General features: G+C 42.5%; 19 protein-coding genes. 7 read left to right on the forward strand and 12 right to left on the reverse strand.

Annotation, left to right across the window (positions count from 1 at the left end; translation table 11 throughout):
* Positions 1–126: 126 nt before the first annotated feature.
* The 5 genes from F891_RS08285 to F891_RS08305 form a co-directional block, all read right to left on the reverse strand.
* Positions 127–714: a YceI family protein gene (locus F891_RS08285; RefSeq protein ID WP_004729881.1), complete on the reverse strand. Its 588-nt coding sequence runs from the start codon at positions 712–714 to the stop codon at positions 127–129.
* 129 nt (positions 715–843) lie between these two features.
* Entirely contained in the window at positions 844–1,299 is a 456-nt protein-coding gene (locus F891_RS08290; protein WP_004729882.1) for a GNAT family N-acetyltransferase, read from the reverse strand.
* Positions 1,300–1,474: 175 nt separating this feature from the next.
* Positions 1,475–1,690, reverse strand: a complete 216-nt coding sequence (locus tag F891_RS08295; RefSeq protein ID WP_004729883.1) for a hypothetical protein — start codon at positions 1,688–1,690, stop codon at positions 1,475–1,477.
* 134 nt (positions 1,691–1,824) lie between these two features.
* Complete coding sequence (gene tkt / locus F891_RS08300) at positions 1,825–3,813, reverse strand: transketolase (protein ID WP_005263115.1); 1,989 nt, start codon at positions 3,811–3,813, stop codon at positions 1,825–1,827.
* Positions 3,814–4,258: 445 nt separating this feature from the next.
* Positions 4,259–4,642, reverse strand: a complete 384-nt coding sequence (locus F891_RS08305) for a pilin (protein WP_005263117.1) — start codon at positions 4,640–4,642, stop codon at positions 4,259–4,261.
* Between the two features lie 473 nt (positions 4,643–5,115).
* Here F891_RS08305 and metK point away from each other — a divergent pair, with 473 nt between their 5' ends.
* The 3 genes from metK (at position 5,116) to F891_RS08325 (ending at position 8,436) form a co-directional block, all read left to right on the forward strand.
* Entirely contained in the window at positions 5,116–6,282 is a 1,167-nt protein-coding gene (gene metK / locus F891_RS08315) for a methionine adenosyltransferase (RefSeq protein ID WP_004729886.1), read from the forward strand.
* A 331-nt stretch (positions 6,283–6,613) separates the two neighbouring features.
* Entirely contained in the window at positions 6,614–6,958 is a 345-nt protein-coding gene (locus F891_RS08320; RefSeq protein ID WP_005104359.1) for a hypothetical protein, read from the forward strand.
* 266 nt (positions 6,959–7,224) lie between these two features.
* Entirely contained in the window at positions 7,225–8,436 is a 1,212-nt protein-coding gene (locus F891_RS08325; RefSeq protein WP_005263127.1) for a YeeE/YedE family protein, read from the forward strand.
* Between the two features lie 53 nt (positions 8,437–8,489).
* On the opposite strand, the gene F891_RS08330 is transcribed toward F891_RS08325, so the two are convergent.
* From F891_RS08330 to F891_RS08340, 3 genes are all read right to left on the reverse strand, one after another.
* Positions 8,490–8,999 carry a hypothetical protein gene (locus F891_RS08330; protein WP_004646660.1) on the reverse strand — a complete coding sequence of 170 codons (510 nt, stop codon included), beginning with the start codon at positions 8,997–8,999 and terminating at the stop codon, positions 8,490–8,492.
* Positions 9,000–9,062: 63 nt separating this feature from the next.
* Positions 9,063–9,842, reverse strand: a complete 780-nt coding sequence (locus F891_RS08335) for a TIGR03915 family putative DNA repair protein (protein WP_004279976.1) — start codon at positions 9,840–9,842, stop codon at positions 9,063–9,065.
* A complete protein-coding gene (locus tag F891_RS08340; protein ID WP_005263130.1) occupies positions 9,842–11,101 on the reverse strand; it encodes a putative DNA modification/repair radical SAM protein in 1,260 nt (419 codons plus the stop codon). The genes F891_RS08335 and F891_RS08340 overlap by 1 nt, the downstream gene beginning before the upstream one ends.
* A gap of 207 nt (positions 11,102–11,308) precedes the next feature.
* On the opposite strand from F891_RS08340, the gene F891_RS08345 reads away from it, so the two are divergent.
* Positions 11,309–12,352 carry an NAD(P)H-dependent flavin oxidoreductase gene (locus F891_RS08345; protein ID WP_005263131.1) on the forward strand — a complete coding sequence of 348 codons (1,044 nt, stop codon included), beginning with the start codon at positions 11,309–11,311 and terminating at the stop codon, positions 12,350–12,352.
* A 55-nt stretch (positions 12,353–12,407) separates the two neighbouring features.
* On the opposite strand, the gene F891_RS08350 is transcribed toward F891_RS08345, so the two are convergent.
* Both F891_RS08350 and dusB read right to left on the reverse strand, forming a co-directional pair.
* Positions 12,408–13,085 (reverse strand): hypothetical protein, encoded by a 678-nt coding sequence (locus F891_RS08350; RefSeq protein WP_004729893.1) that lies wholly within the window; start codon positions 13,083–13,085, stop codon positions 12,408–12,410.
* Positions 13,086–13,334: 249 nt separating this feature from the next.
* Positions 13,335–14,360, reverse strand: coding sequence for a tRNA dihydrouridine synthase DusB (gene dusB / locus F891_RS08355; RefSeq protein WP_004729894.1), 1,026 nt, complete (start codon positions 14,358–14,360; stop codon positions 13,335–13,337).
* An 80-nt stretch (positions 14,361–14,440) separates the two neighbouring features.
* On the opposite strand from dusB, the gene F891_RS08360 reads away from it, so the two are divergent.
* On the forward strand, positions 14,441–15,649 hold the full coding sequence (locus tag F891_RS08360; RefSeq protein WP_004729895.1) for a DUF1615 family protein: 1,209 nt from the start codon (positions 14,441–14,443) through the stop codon (positions 15,647–15,649).
* Positions 15,616–16,269, forward strand: coding sequence for an HAD-IB family hydrolase (locus F891_RS08365; RefSeq protein ID WP_004729896.1), 654 nt, complete (start codon positions 15,616–15,618; stop codon positions 16,267–16,269). Before F891_RS08360 ends, F891_RS08365 begins: the two co-directional genes overlap by 34 nt.
* Positions 16,270–16,462: 193 nt before the next feature.
* Here F891_RS08365 and F891_RS08370 read toward each other — a convergent pair whose 3' ends face one another.
* Together F891_RS08370 and F891_RS08375 are read right to left on the reverse strand one after the other, a co-directional pair.
* The gene (locus F891_RS08370) at positions 16,463–17,557 is read right to left on the reverse strand and encodes a fatty acid desaturase family protein (protein WP_004646650.1); all 1,095 of its coding nucleotides are present in this window, start codon (positions 17,555–17,557) and stop codon (positions 16,463–16,465) included.
* A 14-nt stretch (positions 17,558–17,571) separates the two neighbouring features.
* Entirely contained in the window at positions 17,572–18,636 is a 1,065-nt protein-coding gene (locus tag F891_RS08375) for a flavin reductase family protein (RefSeq protein WP_034439545.1), read from the reverse strand.
* Between the two features lie 153 nt (positions 18,637–18,789).
* Here F891_RS08375 and fabR point away from each other — a divergent pair, with 153 nt between their 5' ends.
* Positions 18,790–19,470, forward strand: coding sequence for an HTH-type transcriptional repressor FabR (gene fabR, locus F891_RS08380; RefSeq protein ID WP_004729898.1), 681 nt, complete (start codon positions 18,790–18,792; stop codon positions 19,468–19,470).
* The last annotated feature ends 28 nt before the right edge of the window (positions 19,471–19,498 follow it).

Here is a 19,498-nt window from a genome sequence, read left to right on the forward strand (position 1 = left end):
ACTTTAAAAGCTTTATTTTCACCCGATAAAATACCCATAAAACAAGAGGAAGCTCAAATGAGCTTCCTCTTGTGAAAAATTGTGGGACAGCAATGCCCAGTTGGGTGCTTTTTTAATTTGTCATGCTTATTTTTTCGGAGCAGGTACAGAAGCCTCGGTAGTAATGTTTACTGTAATTTTATCGCCCACATTTGGAACATAACCGCCTACCCCAAAGGCTGAACGGTTAAATGAAGTGGTTGCATTGAAACCAATCGTTTGTAATTTTGTCATTGGGTGCACGCCTTGTTTATTTAAAACTGCGTCCAGTACCACAGGTTTAGTGACATCTTTTACGGTTAAGTTACCGGTGATTTTGTATTTGTTTTTGCCTAAAGCCTGAACTTTAGTACTTTTAAAAGTGATATTCGGATATTTGGCAGCATCAAAAAATTCTGCTGTCTTAATATGGTCATCCAGCGCTTTCACATTCGTATTAATGCTTGCAACCGGGATATTCACATTGACCGAAGAATTCGCAGGTTTTACATTATCAACATTAATCGTACCCTGGATGTCACTGAAGTTTGCAGATGGTGTAGAGAAACCAAAGTGGCTCCAAGAGAACACCGTTGCTGAATGAGTCGGGTCAATCGTATAGGCCACTGGTTTTGCCATAGAAACTGTTGCTACAGATGCGACCGCCAAGCCTAATGCTAATGTTTTGAAATTCATGTTTTTATCTCACGTTTTGGATGTTATTAAGTGTATAGAATCTGGAACTGTTTACAGCCCTAAAGATAAAACGTTTTGTTGCAGCGATGAAACGATAAAATTGTAAGTTATTTTTTTAATTTTTGAGCTTTAATCCATACGGTACTGGATGAATCCAGTTTTCTTGGCGACTTTGTTATACAACGCTTGTGCCTGATGGTTTAATTCATGAGTCAGCCAGTAAACCCGGTCGCAATTACGCTGCTGCGCGACCTGATAGACATGCTGAATCAGCTTGCGCGCCACGCCCTGTCCGCGATAATCAGGATGGGTAAATAGATCCTGCAAATAGGCATAGGGTCTTACTGTCCAGCTACTGTTATGTTCGATGACATGCACAATCCCTACGACCTTTCCATCAATCAAGGCCGCAAAACCGTACATTGAATCTAACTCATAATTAGTTAATTTATCCCAGGTATTTTTACTTACCTCATCCGAAATTTGGGTCTGATAAAAGCGTTGATAGTCTTGCCATAAAAATAGCCATTCCGGCTGTGATATTTGCTCTAGAGATTTGATCTGGATCTGGCACTGTATATTCATGTTTAACTGCTTCTTTGGCTTATTTCTTTAATTTAAGTCGTTTCAATAGTGGTCGCTGAATTTTTATAGCGGCCTAAACTTAGCTTTATCTCATCTGGTGCTCATAAGCAACCTGTCAGATGAAAATCATCCGGCATAAAAAAAGTCCCAATCAGGGACTTTTCATGCATTATGTTTAAAGTTTTTCAACCAGAATACGATCAACCTGTTTTAGGCCAGTCGTCTTTTCATGATTTTTACGACGCACTTTAATGACCTTTTCTTCGGCTAATTCTTGCAGCATTAAATCAACTGCAACCATCGCTTCAAGAGGTAATTCCTGTCCGATCCACTTGAGTTCGCCTGCATCCATTAAAGTAATTTCATCGTTAATTTGTTCATACAAGCTCATGTTCATCTCACTCTTTCATTTCGACTATGGGAGAACTTTCTAACGATTGCCACATGAAAACAACGCTAAAAAGCGAAAAAATAAAAGACGCCCCAAAAATGGAGCGTCTTTTAATAAACCGCCTAATCAGTTGATTATGCAGTAATCTCTTTTACAGCTGCAACCACTGCTTCAGTAGTAATACCGAAGAACTGGAACAGATCTTTTGCAGGTGCAGATTCGCCATAAGTGGTCATACCGATTACGCGACCATCAAGACCCACAAATTTCCACCAGTAATCAACATGTGCAGCCTCAACAGCAACACGTGCACGAATATTTGATGGAAGAACCGCTTCACGATAAGCTGCATCTTGCTTCATGAATTCTTCAGCACATGGCATAGACACGACACGCACGCCTTCAAGCTGTGCATAAGCTTCCATTGCCAGAGATACTTCAGAACCAGTTGCAATAATGATGGCTTTCAATTCGCCTTTTTCTTCAGCCAGTACATAACCACCTTTCGCAGCGTTCTCAATTTGAGCTTGAGTACGGGTTTGGAATGGCAAATTCTGACGGGAGAAGATCAATGCGGTTGGACCTTCAGCACGCGTTAATGCAGATTTCCAAGAAATTGCCGCTTCAACCGTGTCACATGGACGCCATGTGTTTAGATTTGGCGTACCACGAAGGGATGCGATCTGCTCAACAGGTTGATGCGTTGGACCATCTTCACCCAGACCAATTGAGTCATGCGTATACACATGGATCACGCGCTGTTTCATCAATGCAGACATACGTACGGCATTACGTGCATATTCCATAAACATCAGGAATGTTGCTACGTAAGGGATAAAACCGCCATGCAGTGCAACACCATTCGCGATTGCAGTCATACCGAATTCACGTACGCCATAGTGTACGTAGTTACCTGCCGGATTGTCCTGTACGCCTTGCGCGCCTTTCCAAAGGGTCAGGTTAGAACCTGCAAGATCCGCAGAACCACCTAGAACTTCTGGCAATAATGGAACAAGTGCTTGTAATGCATTTTGGCTCGCTTTACGCGTTGCGATCGTTTCAGCTTTGGCATTCACTTCTGCAATATAAGCATCCGCTTTTGCAACGAAGTCAGCCGGTAATTCACCAGATAAACGACGTTTAAGCTCAGCTGCTTCAGCTGGATATTTTGCAGCATAAGCAGCAAATGTTTCGTTCCAAGCTGCTTCTGATTCAGCACCTTTGGCTTTCGCATCCCAAGCTGCATAAACATCTTCAGGAATTACAAATGCTTCATCAGTCCAGCCTAGTGCTTCACGAGTCAAGACGATTTCGTCATGACCGAGTGGTGCACCATGACTGTCTTCTTTACCTTGCTTGTTTGGTGAACCCAGACCAATCACAGTTTTACAAATAATGATGGTTGGTTTAGCAGTTTCAGCTTTAGCTTCTAAAGTTGCCTGACGGATTGCATCTGCATCGTGGCCATCAACTTTAATCACTTGCCAGCCGTACGCCAGGAAGCGTTGTTCTGTATCGTCAGAGAACCAGCCTTCCACTTCGCCATCAATCGAGATGCCATTGTCGTCATAGTAAGCAATCAATTTGCCCAGACCCAATGTTCCTGCCAAAGAACATGCTTCGTGAGAAACACCTTCCATCAAACAGCCATCGCCAAGGAAGCAGTAAGTGAAGTGATCTACAACTTGGATATCGTCTTTGTTAAATTGTGCAGCTAGGGTTTTTTCAGCCAGTGCAAAACCAACAGCATTCGCGATGCCTTGACCTAAAGGACCAGTCGTCGTTTCAATTCCTGGCGCATAGCCCAATTCCGGGTGACCAGGTGTTTTAGAATGAAGTTGACGGAATGCTTTTAGATCTTCAATCGAAAGATCGTAGCCCGTTAAATGAAGAAGCGCATATTGAAGCATAGAGCCATGGCCATTTGACAATACAAAACGGTCACGGTTTGCCCAATTCGGGTTGGTAGGGTTGTGGTTCATGAATTCACGCCAAACCACATCAGAGATATCTGCCATCCCCATTGGAGCACCTGGATGTCCTGAGTTTGCTTTTTGCACAGCATCCATTGCCAATACACGAATTGCGTTTGCAATACGACGTTCATTAAGCGGGGTTGTCATAAATCAGAGTCCAAAATATTCAGAAATAGGAAATGATGAAAAGACTTTCAAAACTGCTGTCTATTGTCTTAAAAAAACAGCGAGGGGTAAAGACTAACCAACAATATTTATCAGTTTATTGAGTGTCTCTTGCCTTATCGTACAATTATTCCACATTTCTTCTTCGGCTTCGCTTCTCTCTACCGGTTTTCAGATTGAATTATCCCTCATTTCCTAGCTAACTTTATTGTCTGTATCTACAATTTAAGCAGATAGACAGGATTGAATTTATGCTGATTTTGTTTCTATTTCATATGTCTCACATCATTATTTTTGAAGAAAATCTATACAATTAACTAAACTAGTCATAATGTAATTTGTACTAAATTTTATAAAATATGGGTAGGATTTTTTGATATACAGGTGAAACCTAATTTGCTTAGGCTAATTTTCAACTTCGGGAGAGTTATTGCCCTTGGCAGTCTTTAGGCAAATAGCGCTGCTGAATATCAGTGGAATAACATTTGCCACTATGAACATCAAAAGCAACCGATTTCCCGCGAATCGCAGCATCTACTCCCTGCTCTCGTATCTTGAACTCTATCCGGCACGTAGCGTTAATGATCACTTTTTCGATATATTGACCATGCCCACCAATCTCGCGTCCGGCATCACAGTGCTGATCCGAAGCAATAAACTGGGTTCGATATGCTCCAGCTTGCTCAAATACTTCGGCCAATTGATTACGCACGACATAAGCTTGATAACTCATAAAAGCCATCGTTACTAAAATCGCGATGATGATGAGTACGATCAGTACTTCAATCAGGGTAAATGCCTTTTGATACATGATTTCTGATCTCCGTACAGTCTTGCTCCAAGAAGTCCATAGCAAAAGATGTCGCCACTCCTAACCAGCTAATGTGGAAGACTTAGCGCTAATATGAAGACACGCTTGAACATCGACAAGACAGTTGGTCGCAAGGCGCACAGTCTGAATCTGCTTTATTGATGTAATGATCACTTGCTTAAGTAAATTTTGAATTTTGAGCTTTGTATTTTTTCTATCGTCTATTTTTTTAAGATTTAATCGGAAATCTAAGCATTTAATTTTCTGACAGTCTGACAGATTAAAATATTGTTGCTTCATATTCCCCAATCAATAATGCTGCCTAAATAGACATATCAATTTTTTTAATTCTATTAATCAATTAAAAACACAATAATTTGAAACAATTTCGACCAATTTTGTCCTGTTAAGCTAGTCCTAGAGCGCAACTCGATGTAACATATCGGGTCTTTAAAATTAACTGTGATAGGACTATGCGCGAGTACGCTGTATTTACTTCGGAATCTGTAAGCGAAGGCCATCCAGATAAAATGGCTGACCAAATCAGTGACGCTATTTTGGATGCAATCTTAAAAGAAGACCCATATGCACGGGTTGCTTGTGAAACGCTTGTAAAAACAGGTGCGGTTGTACTTGCCGGTGAAATCACAACGACAGCAAATGTTGATTTTGAGGCAATTGTACGTCATACCGTAAACGGAATTGGTTATCACCATTCTGATCTTGGTTTTGATGGCTCAACCTGTGCCGTGATCAACATGATTGGTAAACAGTCACCTGAAATTGCTCAGGGTGTAGACCGCCAGAAACCTGAAGATCAGGGTGCCGGTGACCAGGGCTTGATGTTTGGTTATGCAAGCCGCGAAACTGATGTATTAATGCCTGCGCCGATTTCATATGCGCATCGCTTGATGGAAAAACAGGCTGAATTACGCCGTAATGGCACCTTGCCATGGTTACGCCCAGATGCAAAAAGCCAGGTAACGTTTGCTTATGAAAATGGCGTACCAGTTCGTTTAGATGCAGTCGTTCTTTCGACTCAACATGATCCTGAAATCACTCAAGCAAACCTGAAAGAAGCTGTGATTGAAGAAATCGTGAAGAAAATCATTCCTGCTGACATGTTCCATGCAGAGACCAAATTCCACATCAACCCAACGGGTATGTTTGTGATCGGTGGTCCTGTGGGTGACTGTGGTTTGACTGGACGTAAAATTATCGTAGATACCTACGGTGGTATGGCACGTCACGGCGGTGGTGCTTTCTCTGGTAAAGATCCATCTAAAGTTGACCGCTCTGCTGCATATGCAGGTCGTTATGTAGCGAAAAACATCGTTGCTGCTGGCCTGGCTGACAAGTGTGAAATTCAGGTGTCTTATGCAATTGGTGTTGCTGAGCCAACTTCAATTTCAATCAATACCTTCAATACTGCAAAAGTCTCTGAAGAATTGATTATTGCACTGGTTCGTGAACATTTCGACTTACGTCCATATGGCATTACCCGTATGCTTGACCTGATCCAGCCGATGTATAAGCAAACTGCTGCTTATGGTCACTTCGGTCGTGAAGGTTCTGATACTGCCTTTACCTGGGAAAAAACTGACAAAGTGGAAGCGCTTAAAGCGTCTGCTGGTCTATAAGTTTTTCTTAAAAAAAGCCTGCATCATGCGGGCTTTTTTTATGTCTTTCATTTCTTCATCTTTAGAATTATCTCTAGGTCGTGATGACAAATATTTAAATGCCAAGCTTCATACTATAACCTGCCTATCGAATGATACTATTAAGACTTCCCTCTCTGTGAATATCACTATTCCATGAAACTTAAAACAACTTCCGACTGAGCCATTATAGTATAAGTATCGAAAAAAGTTACAGTTAATCAACAAATGTTGATCTATTTGCTAGCATAAATCTAAATAAATGGCTGCTAAATTAGATTGCAGCTCTACAACAACAAAAGGATATTACTCGATGAATAAATTACTGATTGCTTTAGGTTTGGCGACCACTGTTGCCTTAGTCGGCTGTAGTAAAGAAGAAGCGCCTGAAACCGGCGCAACCACAGGTGAGCATTTAGAAAATGCAGCCAATCAAGCCGGTCATGATATGGAAGATGCCAGCCGTGAGGCTGCGGTAGAAACCGAACGAGCAATGGATAATGCCGCAGAAAATACTGCTCAGGCAGCGGACGAAGCAGCTGCTGCAACGTCTAGAGCAGCAGATGCCACTGCGGAAGCAGCACGTAAAGCAACTGCAGCAACTGCAGCGGCAGTTGAAGAAGGTGCCGGAGAAGTTCGGGAAAAAGCTGAAAACTGATTTTAGCATTCAGTTTGATGTTTAAAAGCCTGCGATTGCAGGCTTTTTTATCAGAGATGATTTTAAATATCGAATGATCTAAATTGAAATTGCATTATTTCTTGAGGGGATCAATTTTTTATCTAAGTGAGTGGATAAAATCAGATAAACTGATAAAACTTATCAAGTATTAGAATGAATTAATTGTGATTCACTACGCAAAACGGGCTGCATTTAAACTGAAATTCAGTAGAATACCAGCCTTTATTTTTAAAATTCAATCTCCCATGTCAGTCATTGTTGCTGCTTCCCAACGGTCGAATATTTCGGTCTGGGCAGCTTTTATCTTGCTTATCATAGGTACAATCGGTGCCTATCAAATCGTAGGCTTAAATCAGGCCTTATTATTTTTGGTTGGTGGTGCACTGGGCATGACCCTGTATCATGCTTCATTTGGTTTTACTTCGAGCTGGCGTGTCTTTATCAAGGAACGTCGCGGTCGTGGTTTACGCGCACAAATGATTATGCTCGCTCTGGCCGTTTTGCTGTTCTTCCCGACTTTAGGTGCAGGTGAATTGTTCGGTAATCCAGTCAAAGGCAACGTTAACCCTGTTTCCATGTCAGTTATGATTGGCGCCTTTATTTTCGGTATTGGTATGCAGCTCGGTGGCGGTTGTGCATCAGGTACGCTATATACCGTGGGTGGCGGTAGTGCACGTATGTTGGTAACGCTACTGTTTTTCTGTATCGGGTCTGTGATTGCGACCTCGCACCTTGACTGGTGGTTTGCCCTGCCACATCTTGAACCGATTTCCATAGTAGAAAGTTTAGGCGTCCTCCCTGGATTGCTGTTGAGCTTTATCGTTTTTGCCATCATTGCTGCGGCGACTGTTTATTTCGAAAAGAAACGTCATGGCAGCCTGGAAATTGAGCCAAGCAGTGAACATCAGGGCTGGAAGCGCTTTGTTCGTGGTCCATGGCCTCTGATTTGGGGCGGTATTATTCTGACCTTGCTCAATTTTGCGACTCTGGCACTCGCAGGTCGTCCTTGGGGCGTGACCTCTGCGCTGGCAGTTTGGGGTGCCAAAGGTGCTACGCTTGTGGGTGTTGATGTAGCTTCTTGGGATTATTGGCAAAAAGCAGGCAATGCCAAAGCACTGGCAGAATCATTATGGTTTGATATTACCTCAATGATGAACTTCGGTATCATGCTGGGTGCTTTATTGGCAGCTAGCTTGGCAGGTAAATTTGCGCCGAATTTTAATATTCCAAAGCGCTCACTGATTGCTGCTGTTGTAGGTGGCTTAATGCTGGGCTATGGCGCAAGACTGGCTTATGGTTGTAATATCGGTGCATATTTCAGTGGAATTGCGTCGGGTAGTCTGCATGGCTGGTTATGGCTGGTGTTTGCCTTTATCGGCAATGGCATTGGGGTAAAACTTCGTCCGATCTTCTTCCCGAATGAAAAACCGCAGCCTGAAAAACTGACCGGTTGCTAATGCTTAAAATCAAAAAAGCCCATCTGTGATGGGCTTTTTTCTGGCTTTAGGATTTACAGCGCAGCTTTTAAATTACAGCCATAACCCATGGTCTGCTGAACCTGACGATAAGTCGTATAACGATCCAGAATAAAGGTATAAAAATGATCAGCATCAGAGAAATTAGCTTTTAAATTTTCATTCTTGGCATTGGGCAATTTAATGTCATCGACCAGTTCCAGATTGTAATGTCCCAAACGGAACATATCGGCAAAATAACTATTCATCATATCGCAATAGGCGATTTTACTAGGTTTTAATGCGGTACTGCTAACGAGATGCTGGTTCAAGCTTTGCAGATTATTGACATCTAAAGGAAACTGGTGTGCGAAAGCAATGCTTTCGACTTTCTTAAATTTCTGAAAGTCTTGGGCTAACTGGACATTGAGTGCATCAAAACGTTGCTGCAGTTCCTGTGCGGTCTGAACCTGATATTTGGCTGGATCTACGACCGGTTTTTGTGGTTGTTCCGAACATGCAGTTAATCCAGTGAGCAGCGCTAATGACGTTAGCCATACCTTCATGTTTATACACTCAATTTAAATATACCAATGCTTATTATGCCTGAAAGCAGCTTGATGTACTGTTTAAAGTAATTTCTCATTCATATAACGCCAGTAGCGCTTTGGCACATATTGAATATGCAATTTCATGTTCTTGCGCGCCTGAATATTCACACTGTTAAAATAGTCTTTCCAGAGCTGATCATATAGCAGCTCTTGATCATCCAGTTCAATACTGAATGATTGACTATGACCAATCCGGATTTGTGGATCGATTATTTCAGCGTTCATCTCGACCTGATGCATCTGCCTTAAATCATAATAAATACCGTAATTACGCTGCTCGTCATAAATCAGCCAGCTTTGATCCTGATAACGCTCCTGAAAATGTCGGGAAATAATCGGCAAGACATTAAAATCCGGTCTGACCAGACTCAGAAACAAACCATCTTTGGCTTTTTTAAAGCGTACAAAAGCCTCCATACGATGCTTTTCCCGCCCCACTTGCTTGGCCCATTGCGACATGCCGATCACCGCAGTATGACCATAATCTTTATCGACTGGACGCTGGTTTTGAAAGACATAGACTGCAAAATCAAAAAGAGTCTGGAACGCTGCTTCCTGCTCTGACAAAAACGTATAGTAAAAAGCACGCAAACTGCTGGAAGATACTTTCTGCTTTAATCCCTGCCACACCCGCTGCCCATGCTGATCATTAGAGGCCACATGGATAAATTCATCAAATAAACCTGTTTGTGCTTGAGGATTGGCCGTCACTATCACGTTAAATTCTTTAAACTCGAAAGCACGAAATACACAACTGAGCAGACCAGTCATGCTGCCATCAAAACAGTAACTTGCCACTAGAAACCCAATCCTAATTGAGGTGAAAGTTGCTGCTGATATTTGGATTGTCCTGACATCAAAATTTGCTGGCGAATCTGATGGGACTGCTGATCTTTCTTAAATTTCGGTGTATCTGCACAGCAGATAAAATGCTGCGCCCGGTTATAAGCCACGCCCATGCGTTTTAGCTGGTCAATATGAATCTGTCCAAAACGGCGGGCCTGTACAATTTTCTGGGCAGAACGTACACCTATACCGGGTACCCGTAGAATCATTTTATAGTCGGCACGGTTAATATCGACTGGAAAGGCTTCAGGATGACGCAAGGCCCAACTGAGTTTGGGATCAATATCCAGCTCCAGATTCGGATGCTGCTCATCGACAATTTCATCAGCAGCAAAGCCATAAAAACGCATCAGCCAGTCAGATTGATACAGACGATTTTCTCTTAATAATGGCGGTGCTGAACCGATGGCGGGTAAGGCTTTATCTTCAGGATTAATCGGGATATAACCAGAGAAATACACCCTTTTCAGCTTGAATTCCTTGTAATGCCGGTCAGCCATCAAAATAATGTCCTGATCGGTTTCACTATGCGCGCCCACCACCATCTGTGTAGTTTGTCCGGCAGGTACAAACTTGGGGACTGACTTGATCAGCTTGCGTTCATCTTTGAGCTGGATCAACCGGTCACGCACAATGCCCAAGTCTTTTTGTACTTCAGCATGGGTTTTCTCAGGCGCAAATTTTTGCAGTCCTGCTTCTGTTGGCATTTCCAGATTAATACTCATACGGTCGACATACAGTCCGGCTTCGGTAATGATCTCCTGTGATGCACCCGGAATAGTTTTCAGATGAATATAGCCATTAAAGTTTTCTTCGAGTCTAAGTTTTTTGACCACTTGCAGCATCCGTTCCATGGTGTGATCCGCCGACTTAAAAATACCCGAACTGAGAAACAGCCCCTCAATATAATTACGCCGATAAAAATTCATGGTCAGATCCACGACTTCCTGCACGGTAAATGCTGCACGCTGGACATCAGCGGAACGGCGCGAAACACAATAGGAACAGTCAAAAATACAGACATTAGAGAACAGAATTTTCAGCAAGGAAACACAGCGGCCATCTTCGGTATAGCTATGACAGATGCCATTGCCGGTATTGCCCACACCCTTTTCTTTATTTTTACGATTGCTACCACTGGATGAGCACGACACATCATATTTGGCAGCATCGGCTAAAATTTGCAGTTTTTCACGGATACGATCAGACATGAGCTCAGAGAATATGTGACCAAAAAGCTATTATAAAGTCTTAATTTCTAGACCTATAAATAATCCGTCTCTTTGACGACATAGCGTGTCGCAAGAAATGTAAATAACACGTAACCCATGCTGCAGTATTTCAAAATAAAATAACCAATATGATTTGCTTAATTTTGTGCTCAAAGGCAAAGTAAAAGCATAACAAGGAGCAAATCTATGTCTTTATTAGAAAATCTCGGAATTAAACACCCTATTTTCTTGGCACCGATGGCAGGTGTCTCTACGCCCGAGCTTGCTGCCGAAGTGTCCAATCAGGGTGGCTTGGGTTCACTGGGTCTGGGGGCCAGCAGTATTGATGCAGCGCGACAACAGATTTTAAAGACCCAGGAATTGACAGATTGCCCTTTTCAGGTCAATTTTTTCTGTCATGACAGTATGCCTCTAGATGAAGCTGTAGCGCAGGCCTGGATTGCCCAGTTTAAAGATAAATTTGCCAAATATGGCGCTCAGGCACCCCAGCATTTGAAGTGTATTTATCCGAGTTTTAAAGACAATGATGACTTCCTGAATCTGGTATTGGAAACCAAACCGCGAGCAGTCAGCTTTCATTTTGGGATTCCGCATCCACATCAAATTCAAGCCCTCAAACAGGCCGGGATTCTGACCATGGTGTCTGCCACCAATTTTGCCGAAGCCAAAGCTATTGAGGCAGCCGGAATTGATATCATTATTGCACAGGGGATTGAAGCTGGCGGCCATCGTGGGATTTTTAGCACCAAGTTTGATGCTTCAGTCAAAACCTCGAATCTGGTGAAACTGATCAAACAGCATTCTTCCTTGCCGATTGTAGCGGCAGGCGGGATTATGACGGGTGAGCAAGCGCGTCAAATGATGGATTTCGGTGCAGATGCCGTGCAACTCGGGACTGCATTTGTGCAATGCAAATCTTCCAATGCCAATGAGGCTTATCGTAAAGCCCTATTTTCCAAGCCACTCACTCAAGTCAGTGCCAGCATTTCCGGTCGTCCTGCACGCGGCATCATTAACCACTGGCATATTGAGGTGGATACACCGGAGCGACTGGATGTTCCGGCCTATCCATATACTTATGATCTGGCCAAGCAATTACATGCTGCTGCTGCCAAACATGGGGATCAAGGTTATGGTGCATTCTGGGCAGGTTCGAACGTAGCACAGATTCGTGAAATGGAAGCTTCCGATCTGATTAACCAGCTCATACTGGAAATGAAGCATCTTTAATACTTGAATCATAAAAAAACCTCTCCACATGGAGAGGTTTTTAATTTATCTAGAATTAGCGTGTGACACGATGCCAGGCATCTTTAACTGCAAATTTCGCTTCTTCCCAGTTGAGGCGGGACTCACCTTTTAACTGTTCCCACTTGGTACGCAGTTCAGGTTCGGCACGGTCAAAATCCGTATCATGCTCATACATCGGACGATTTTCATAACCGACCCGGTAAGCACCGCGATAATCACGATCATAATCTAGATCGCCATATGTGCTACGCGTTTCATTGAAATACGGGCGATTATGATACTCATCTCTCCAGTAATTATCTTCTGCTCTCAAATGATCTGGATGTCGATAGTTATCTGCCTCAGGAAAGTTCTCTGGGTGCTGGTAATTATCTGCCTGTTTCTCATGATCAGGTGTCGCAATGTCATTACCTGCAATACCGCCAACAACACCACCGATAATACCACCCACCACTGCACCTGGAGGGCCACCTACCAGACCTGCAACTGCGCCTACCGCAGCTCCACCCAAAGTACCGGCACTGGTCGCAGCCAGATTATCTTCACCTTCATTCATGTCTGGAACACGAGGATTATCTTTGACAGGTGTATTCAAATCTGGACGAGCGTTAGTATCAGTCGGATTGATATTCAGGCCTTCACTGCGTTCTTGTGGCAATTCCGTTGACGTTTTATGGCTAAACTCTGTGACTGGACGATTGGTATTTGTCATTACAGATCTCCCTCAATGATGACGATAAACAAGATGGATCACATCTGGTTTATATCTGGATAGGTTCATCATAGAGGAAGCTTGAGTAAGCAATGTCCAAGTCCTGTCCAGTTTAAGTGAACAAACTGTGCTGCTATGTATTAGACAGGCTGAAGTGTAAACAGAATGCAAAAATCCGCCTGCTCAAGATAAAAAAGGTAGGGATTTCATGCAAAAAATATTACATGATTCGCTGAATTTTGCCCGTCATTACTTGGTTTCCAGTAAATTCACCTGCTCGACCTGTACATCAGTCATGGTTAAACCATGTTCTAGCAGTGCATTAAAATAATCTTCTACCACACGATACTGGTCAGCCGTATTTTCTACCTGATACATGCTTTGACGAAACTCGTTGCTGGAACGCAAACCTTTGGTGTACCAGGCAATATGTTTACGGGAAATCCGGCAGCCGGAATACTCGCCGTAAAATTCGTATAACTCTGTCAAATGTCCCAATAGAACATCTTTCACTTCTGTAATACTTGGTGCATCCAGATGTTGACCGGTTTTTAAATAATGGGCAATTTCACGAAAAATCCAGGGCCGACCTTGTGCTGCACGACCAATCATAATTGCGTCTGCACCGGTATAATCCAGCACGTATTTGGCTTTTTCCGGACTGTCGATATCACCGTTGGCAATCACAGGAATCTTCAACATTTCCTTTACGTCTTTGATTAAAGAATAACGCGCGGTATTCAGGTACATATCTTCACGGGTACGGCCATGTAAAGCTAGCGCTGCAATTCCGGCTTGTTCAGCACGTTTAGCGACACGCATAATATTTTCCTGACCGTTCAAATAACCAAGCCGGGTTTTTAAGGTCACTGGCACATCAACTGCAGCCACAACTGCATCCAGAATACGCGCAACTAGATCTTCATCCTGCAATAAAGCAGAACCGGCGAGTCGGTTACAGACCTTTTTGGCTGGGCAGCCCATATTAATATCAACAATTTGCGCACCATTGGCCACCTGATAACGTGCCGCTTCAGCCAGATCATGGGGATCTGAACCAGCAATCTGCGCTGAAATAGGTGCCAGCTCTCCATCAAAATTGGCACGATATAAGCTCTTTTTACTCATGCGCAAAGTTTTGTCAGATGTCATCATTTCACTGACCGCATGGCCTGCACCAAAGTATTTGCACAAGGTTCTAAACGGACGGTCGGTCACACCTGCCATGGGAGCGACAATCAAATTGTTTGACAGTTGATATGGACCAATATACATATAAATTCATCACTTTTTTGATGGGCATAGTATACTGCATCTGCCTTATTCGCTCATCTTTTCAATTAATTTACGACACCATGAATAAAACTTTCGCTTCTTGTTTTTCTTTTAAGTCATTGTCTGTACTTGCACTTTCCCTGGGTCTTGCCGGTTGTGGCAATGGTTCATGGTGGTCAAAAGATGATGAACCGACACTTGAAGTTGAACATATTCGCAAAGCTATTCCAAACCGTGTCAACCAACGTGAGTCTTGGGCACAAGATATTTATGACATTACCGAACAGCTCGGCATTCCTCAGACCAAGGAAAATGTTTGTACGATTGTGGCAGTGGTTGATCAGGAATCTAACTTTGTTGCAGATCCTACTGTTCCGGGTTTGGGTGAAAAGGCGGTTAAGGAAGTCCAAGGTCGCCTTGATGAAAAATTCAAAGATAAACTCGGTCAAGCGATTGGTGGCACAGTTGCAGGATATTTCCAGGAAGTTCTCAAGAATCACCCAAGTCCTGAAGACAACTACTTGAGCCAGATGCGCCGGGTCAAAACGGAACGTGAACTCGACGAATTATATCGTGAAATATTTGACTATATGTCGAAGCACTATTATGTTAGTGCCCTGACTGGTGCTGCCAAACTGGTCGGCCAGAATATTGGCGAGAAAATGAATCCAATTACCACCTTGGGTTCAATGCAGGTACATATCAGCTATGCGAAAGAACATAAACGCCAAGGCGGCAATATCGCAGAGTTACGTACCGATCTCTACAGTCAATATGGCGGTCTGTATTATGGGATTCATCGCCTGATGATGTATCCGGCGGATTATGACAAGCCAATTTATCGTTTTGCGGACTATAACTCGGGCATGTATTCCAGTCGAAATGCCGCTTTTCAGAGCATGTTAAATGATTTAACTGAAGCCGAACTTGATCTGGATGGCGACTTATTGCTCTATACTAAAGATGGCGCGATCCGTTCGCAGAAGAGTCAATCTGAGCGTGAGTTAATCAGTGTTTTTGCCAAAAATAATTTTATTATCACTGAACGTCAAATCCGAGCTGATTTAAAGAAAGAAAAAGATAAAGACTTTGAAGATACGATGACTTATCGTGGTGTCAGCAAGCTTTATCAGGAAAAAACGGGTAAAGATCCTATCTATGCCATTATGCCTGAAGTGGTCATTTCCGGACCAAAATTAAGTCGTGATTATAATACTAACTGGTTTGCTACCCGCGTCGATGGTCGATATCAAACATGCATGCGCAAAATCAAAAATCTAAAACTCTAGCCTTATTTGATTTTGATGGAACCCTGTATCTACATGATAGCTTTACCGGGTTCATTTTCCATGCCTTAAGAAAACGGCATATTGTAAAACGCGGCATGCAAATTTTGCCATGGATACAGGCCTATTATTTAAATTTCTATCCGGCACACCGCATGCGACCCAAATTGTATGCCAGCATGTTTAAAAACAGTGATGCAGAGGAAATTCTGCAATTAGCTCAGGATTATGCACAACAACTAATATTCAAGTTGAATCCGAAATTATTAGAACAACTTAAACAGCATCAACAATTAGGACATGAAGTCGTGCTGGTATCAGCCTCATTGGATTTGTATCTTAAACCGGTGTGCAGTTATTTAAATATCGATTTAATCTGTAGCGAAGTTGAAATCAAAGCTGGGAAATTGACAGGGTTTTATCAAACTCCTGACTGTAGTAACACACAAAAGAAAATTAGAATTCTAGAAAAATATAATCTGGATAATTATGCTGAAATTTATGCTTATGGGAATAGCAAGGAAGATATAGAAATGCTCAGTCTGGCGCAGCAAAGCTATTTTGAGGGTCAAGATCAACAGCTTCCAAAAATTAATATTTCAGCTCATTCGATGCCATATTAGTCCTTTCCATTCTATCGGGTTAACCTACTAAACACCTTTAGACAACGCTATAAATGGCAGATTAACTTTTTTACTTTATGCCTTGAAATCATCTTAAATAGCTTCGTAATCAGGATTTTTACTTCCTGAAGTATTCGCCTCCTAGCTAAAAAAACCACTTCATTTGAAGTAGTTTTTTTAGCTTTAAGAAAAATTATTTCTTAAACGGAAATGCATATTTCACAATACGTTTGATCACACTACCGTACTGTTTTACCAAGCTGGCATTGTTATAGTTCAAACCATATTTTTCACAAACAGCCTGAACTTTCGGTGCCATTTGACGATAGCGACGTGCAGGTACATCAGGATACAAATGATGTTCAATCTGATGACTTAAATGACCCGTCAAGATATGAAACGCTTCAGAACCAGTCAGATTGGATGAACCACGAATCTGGCGCATATACCAGTGACCACGACTTTCATTTTGCAGTACCGATTTCGGGAATACTTCCACATCTTTGGTAAAGTGACCACAGAAAATGATACTGAATGTCCAGATATTACGCAGACCATTGGCCACCATATTGCCGGTCAAAACCGGTAAAGCCGCAGGACCTGCGATGAGTGGAAAGAATACATAATCCTTAAACAACTGTTTACCAATTTTGCTCTGCATTGGACGCCATTCTTCTTTGGTCTGCTCTTTGCTTTTGCGACCTTTGAAGTATTTACCCAATTCAAGATTCTGAATCGCAACACCCCACTGGAACAATAAACAGAATGGCACTGCATAAATTGGTTGTAGTAAATAACCCGGTTTCCAGCGCTGTTCCGGGAAGAGGCGTAATAAACCATAACCGATATCATCATCCATACCCTTGATATTGGTATAGGTATGATGCTTAAAGTTATGTGTTTGACGCCAGTTGTCTGAAGTCCCTACGATATCCCATTCATAGGTCTGACCATTCAATTTAGGATCATTCATCCAGTCATATTGACCGTGCATGACGTTATGACCCAGTTCCATATTTTCCATGATTTTGGCAAAGCCCAACAGGCCTGTCCCCAACAACCACGCTGGCGGGAACCAGCCTGCAAACAGCAAAGCACGACCGGCAATCGATGAATAGCGAATGGTTGAATAGACACGACGGATATATTTGGCGTCTTTTTCACCCAGATCATCTAGCACTTCTTGTTTAATTGCATCAAGTTCACGTGCAAGTTCATCAAGTTCAAACTGGGTTAATTCACGGTTTTTAGGATTTTTAAAATACTGTAATTTTACTGGCATATTCATAGGATAAAACTCGCTTATAAGTCGATGACAAGGTCAGTCTGCGCTGAGTTAATACAAATTTTGAGCAGGTTACCGGGTTCGGTATTTTGCGCACCGTTGACCAAATTCTTGGTCGAACCTTCTACTTTATTGCAGGCACATTTATTACAAATGCCCATACGGCAACCATGGGTCGGTTTAATATTTTGCTGTTCCAGACTCACCAGAATGGACTGGCCTTTTGGAATGCTGACAATTTTTTTCGACTGGGTCAGGGTGACATTAATAAAGCCGGTATCCGATTGATCCGCCAAGCTCATGCTAAATGCTTCACCTTTAAACTGTTTTGCCTGAGCAAAAAGCTGTTCTGCTTTAGATACAAAACCTGAAGGGCCACAGCAATATACGATGCTATTTTCCAGATTTTGCAGATCGGTCAGATAGGTTTCATCAAGACGTGCAGCAGCTGGCTGTTCTTGAGTGGCATACACATGAAATGAGAAATTTGCATGTTTTTGAGCAAGTTCTTCAAACCGTGCTTTAAATGCGGCATCCTGATCTTTTTTAACCCAGTACCAGAGAGTAACCGGTGCAGATAGTTCACCTTTTTTGCTCAAGCTTTCCAGCATACTGAGCATTGGGGTAATACCACTCCCTGCTGCAAGCAAGATCAATGGACTCGTCTGCACAGGCAAGGTCATATCACCATAAGGCTGACCAAATTCGATCACATCACCTACTTGTGCCTGTTCTGCCAACCAGGTACTGACTTTACCGGCATTGACTTTTTTCACGGTCAATAAAACATGTTGCGCATCTACACGGGTCAAACTATAGCTACGTTCATAACGGATGCCGTTTACCACCACATAGACCGGATGATGCTGCCCTGCTTCACCAAACTTAAATAAGCGATTCACTTGAATTTTCAGACTCAGTATATCCTGTGCGGCATTTTCTTTATGCACGATCTTGCCTAATGGCTGATTCAACGACCATATAGGATTGAGTTTCTGAATCCAGAAATTAATCGCATGCTGATCAACAACACTATCAGACAGTGCATTCAACGGCGTTTTAAGTTTTTGGAGTACATGCATCGTTTGCGACATCACCTTGAGGTTTTGAATTATTATACACATGTATATATATTTGTATATACAACCGTATTGTTTCTATTCATTTCACAAGCTTGACTGGCTCGGTTATAATAAAATGATTCATGCATGAACCTATCGATGAACGAGCCTTCAATGAAAATAAGCAGTGACGCATCTTTATTACAATCGAAAAGCATTGATGAGCCGATTATCGTACGGAGTGTCGGTCGCAAGGCCACCATTACCAAGGAAGAACTGTTTCAGGCTGCGTTGAATCTGATTGGGCCACAAAAAAGTATTTCCTCTTTAAGTCTACGTGAAGTCGCGCGTGAAGCTGGTATTGCACCGAACAGCTTCTATCGTCATTTTAAAGATATTGATGAACTGGCCATTGAGCTGATTGATCGTGCCGGAATTGTATTGCGTCAGATTTTGCATGAAGCACGTCTGCAAGCTTCTCGCCAGAACAGCATCATCCGCAGTTCTGTGGAAGTTTTTATTGCCCAGCTGGATGCCGATGAAGGCAATCTGAGCCTGTTATTACGTGAAGGTTATACCGGTTCCAAATCTTATAAACAGGCAGTAGAACGCCAGTTAAATTATTTTCAGCAGGAACTTCAGGATGATTTGATTCGTCTGGAACGTCTAAACAATAAAAAATTATTTCATCCGGATATTGCCGCCAAAGCGATTACCCAACTGGTGTTCAACATGGGCGCCAATGTGATTGATATGCCTGCTGAAGATCGTAAAGAAATTGCCGAACAGACCATGATCATGATCCGGATGATTCTGGAAGGTGCGCGTCATCTGGAAGATTCTCAGCTGCGTTAATTTCCCGATTTGCACGAAGCTGTATAAA

It is taken from the genome of Acinetobacter sp. CIP 101966 (assembly GCF_000369725.1).
In the GTDB taxonomy this organism is placed as follows: Bacteria; Pseudomonadota; Gammaproteobacteria; order Pseudomonadales; family Moraxellaceae; genus Acinetobacter; species Acinetobacter lwoffii_Q.

Coding starts and splice junctions, on each gene's coding strand:
- F891_RS08285 (WP_004729881.1), bottom strand. CDS start 714: ATGAATTTCAAAACATTAGCATTAGGCTTGGCGGTCGCATCTGTAGCA.
- F891_RS08290 (WP_004729882.1), bottom strand. CDS start 1,299: ATGAATATACAGTGCCAGATCCAGATCAAATCTCTAGAGCAAATATCA.
- F891_RS08295 (WP_004729883.1), bottom strand. CDS start 1,690: ATGAGCTTGTATGAACAAATTAACGATGAAATTACTTTAATGGATGCA.
- tkt (WP_005263115.1), bottom strand. CDS start 3,813: ATGACAACCCCGCTTAATGAACGTCGTATTGCAAACGCAATTCGTGTA.
- F891_RS08305 (WP_005263117.1), bottom strand. CDS start 4,642: ATGTATCAAAAGGCATTTACCCTGATTGAAGTACTGATCGTACTCATC.
- metK (WP_004729886.1), top strand. CDS start 5,116: ATGCGCGAGTACGCTGTATTTACTTCGGAATCTGTAAGCGAAGGCCAT.
- F891_RS08320 (WP_005104359.1), top strand. CDS start 6,614: ATGAATAAATTACTGATTGCTTTAGGTTTGGCGACCACTGTTGCCTTA.
- F891_RS08325 (WP_005263127.1), top strand. CDS start 7,225: ATGTCAGTCATTGTTGCTGCTTCCCAACGGTCGAATATTTCGGTCTGG.
- F891_RS08330 (WP_004646660.1), bottom strand. CDS start 8,999: ATGAAGGTATGGCTAACGTCATTAGCGCTGCTCACTGGATTAACTGCA.
- F891_RS08340 (WP_005263130.1), bottom strand. CDS start 11,101: ATGTCTGATCGTATCCGTGAAAAACTGCAAATTTTAGCCGATGCTGCC.
- F891_RS08345 (WP_005263131.1), top strand. CDS start 11,309: ATGTCTTTATTAGAAAATCTCGGAATTAAACACCCTATTTTCTTGGCA.
- F891_RS08350 (WP_004729893.1), bottom strand. CDS start 13,085: ATGACAAATACCAATCGTCCAGTCACAGAGTTTAGCCATAAAACGTCA.
- dusB (WP_004729894.1), bottom strand. CDS start 14,360: ATGTATATTGGTCCATATCAACTGTCAAACAATTTGATTGTCGCTCCC.
- F891_RS08360 (WP_004729895.1), top strand. CDS start 14,441: ATGAATAAAACTTTCGCTTCTTGTTTTTCTTTTAAGTCATTGTCTGTA.
- F891_RS08365 (WP_004729896.1), top strand. CDS start 15,616: ATGCATGCGCAAAATCAAAAATCTAAAACTCTAGCCTTATTTGATTTT.
- F891_RS08370 (WP_004646650.1), bottom strand. CDS start 17,557: ATGAATATGCCAGTAAAATTACAGTATTTTAAAAATCCTAAAAACCGT.
- F891_RS08375 (WP_034439545.1), bottom strand. CDS start 18,636: ATGCATGTACTCCAAAAACTTAAAACGCCGTTGAATGCACTGTCTGAT.
- fabR (WP_004729898.1), top strand. CDS start 18,790: ATGAAAATAAGCAGTGACGCATCTTTATTACAATCGAAAAGCATTGAT.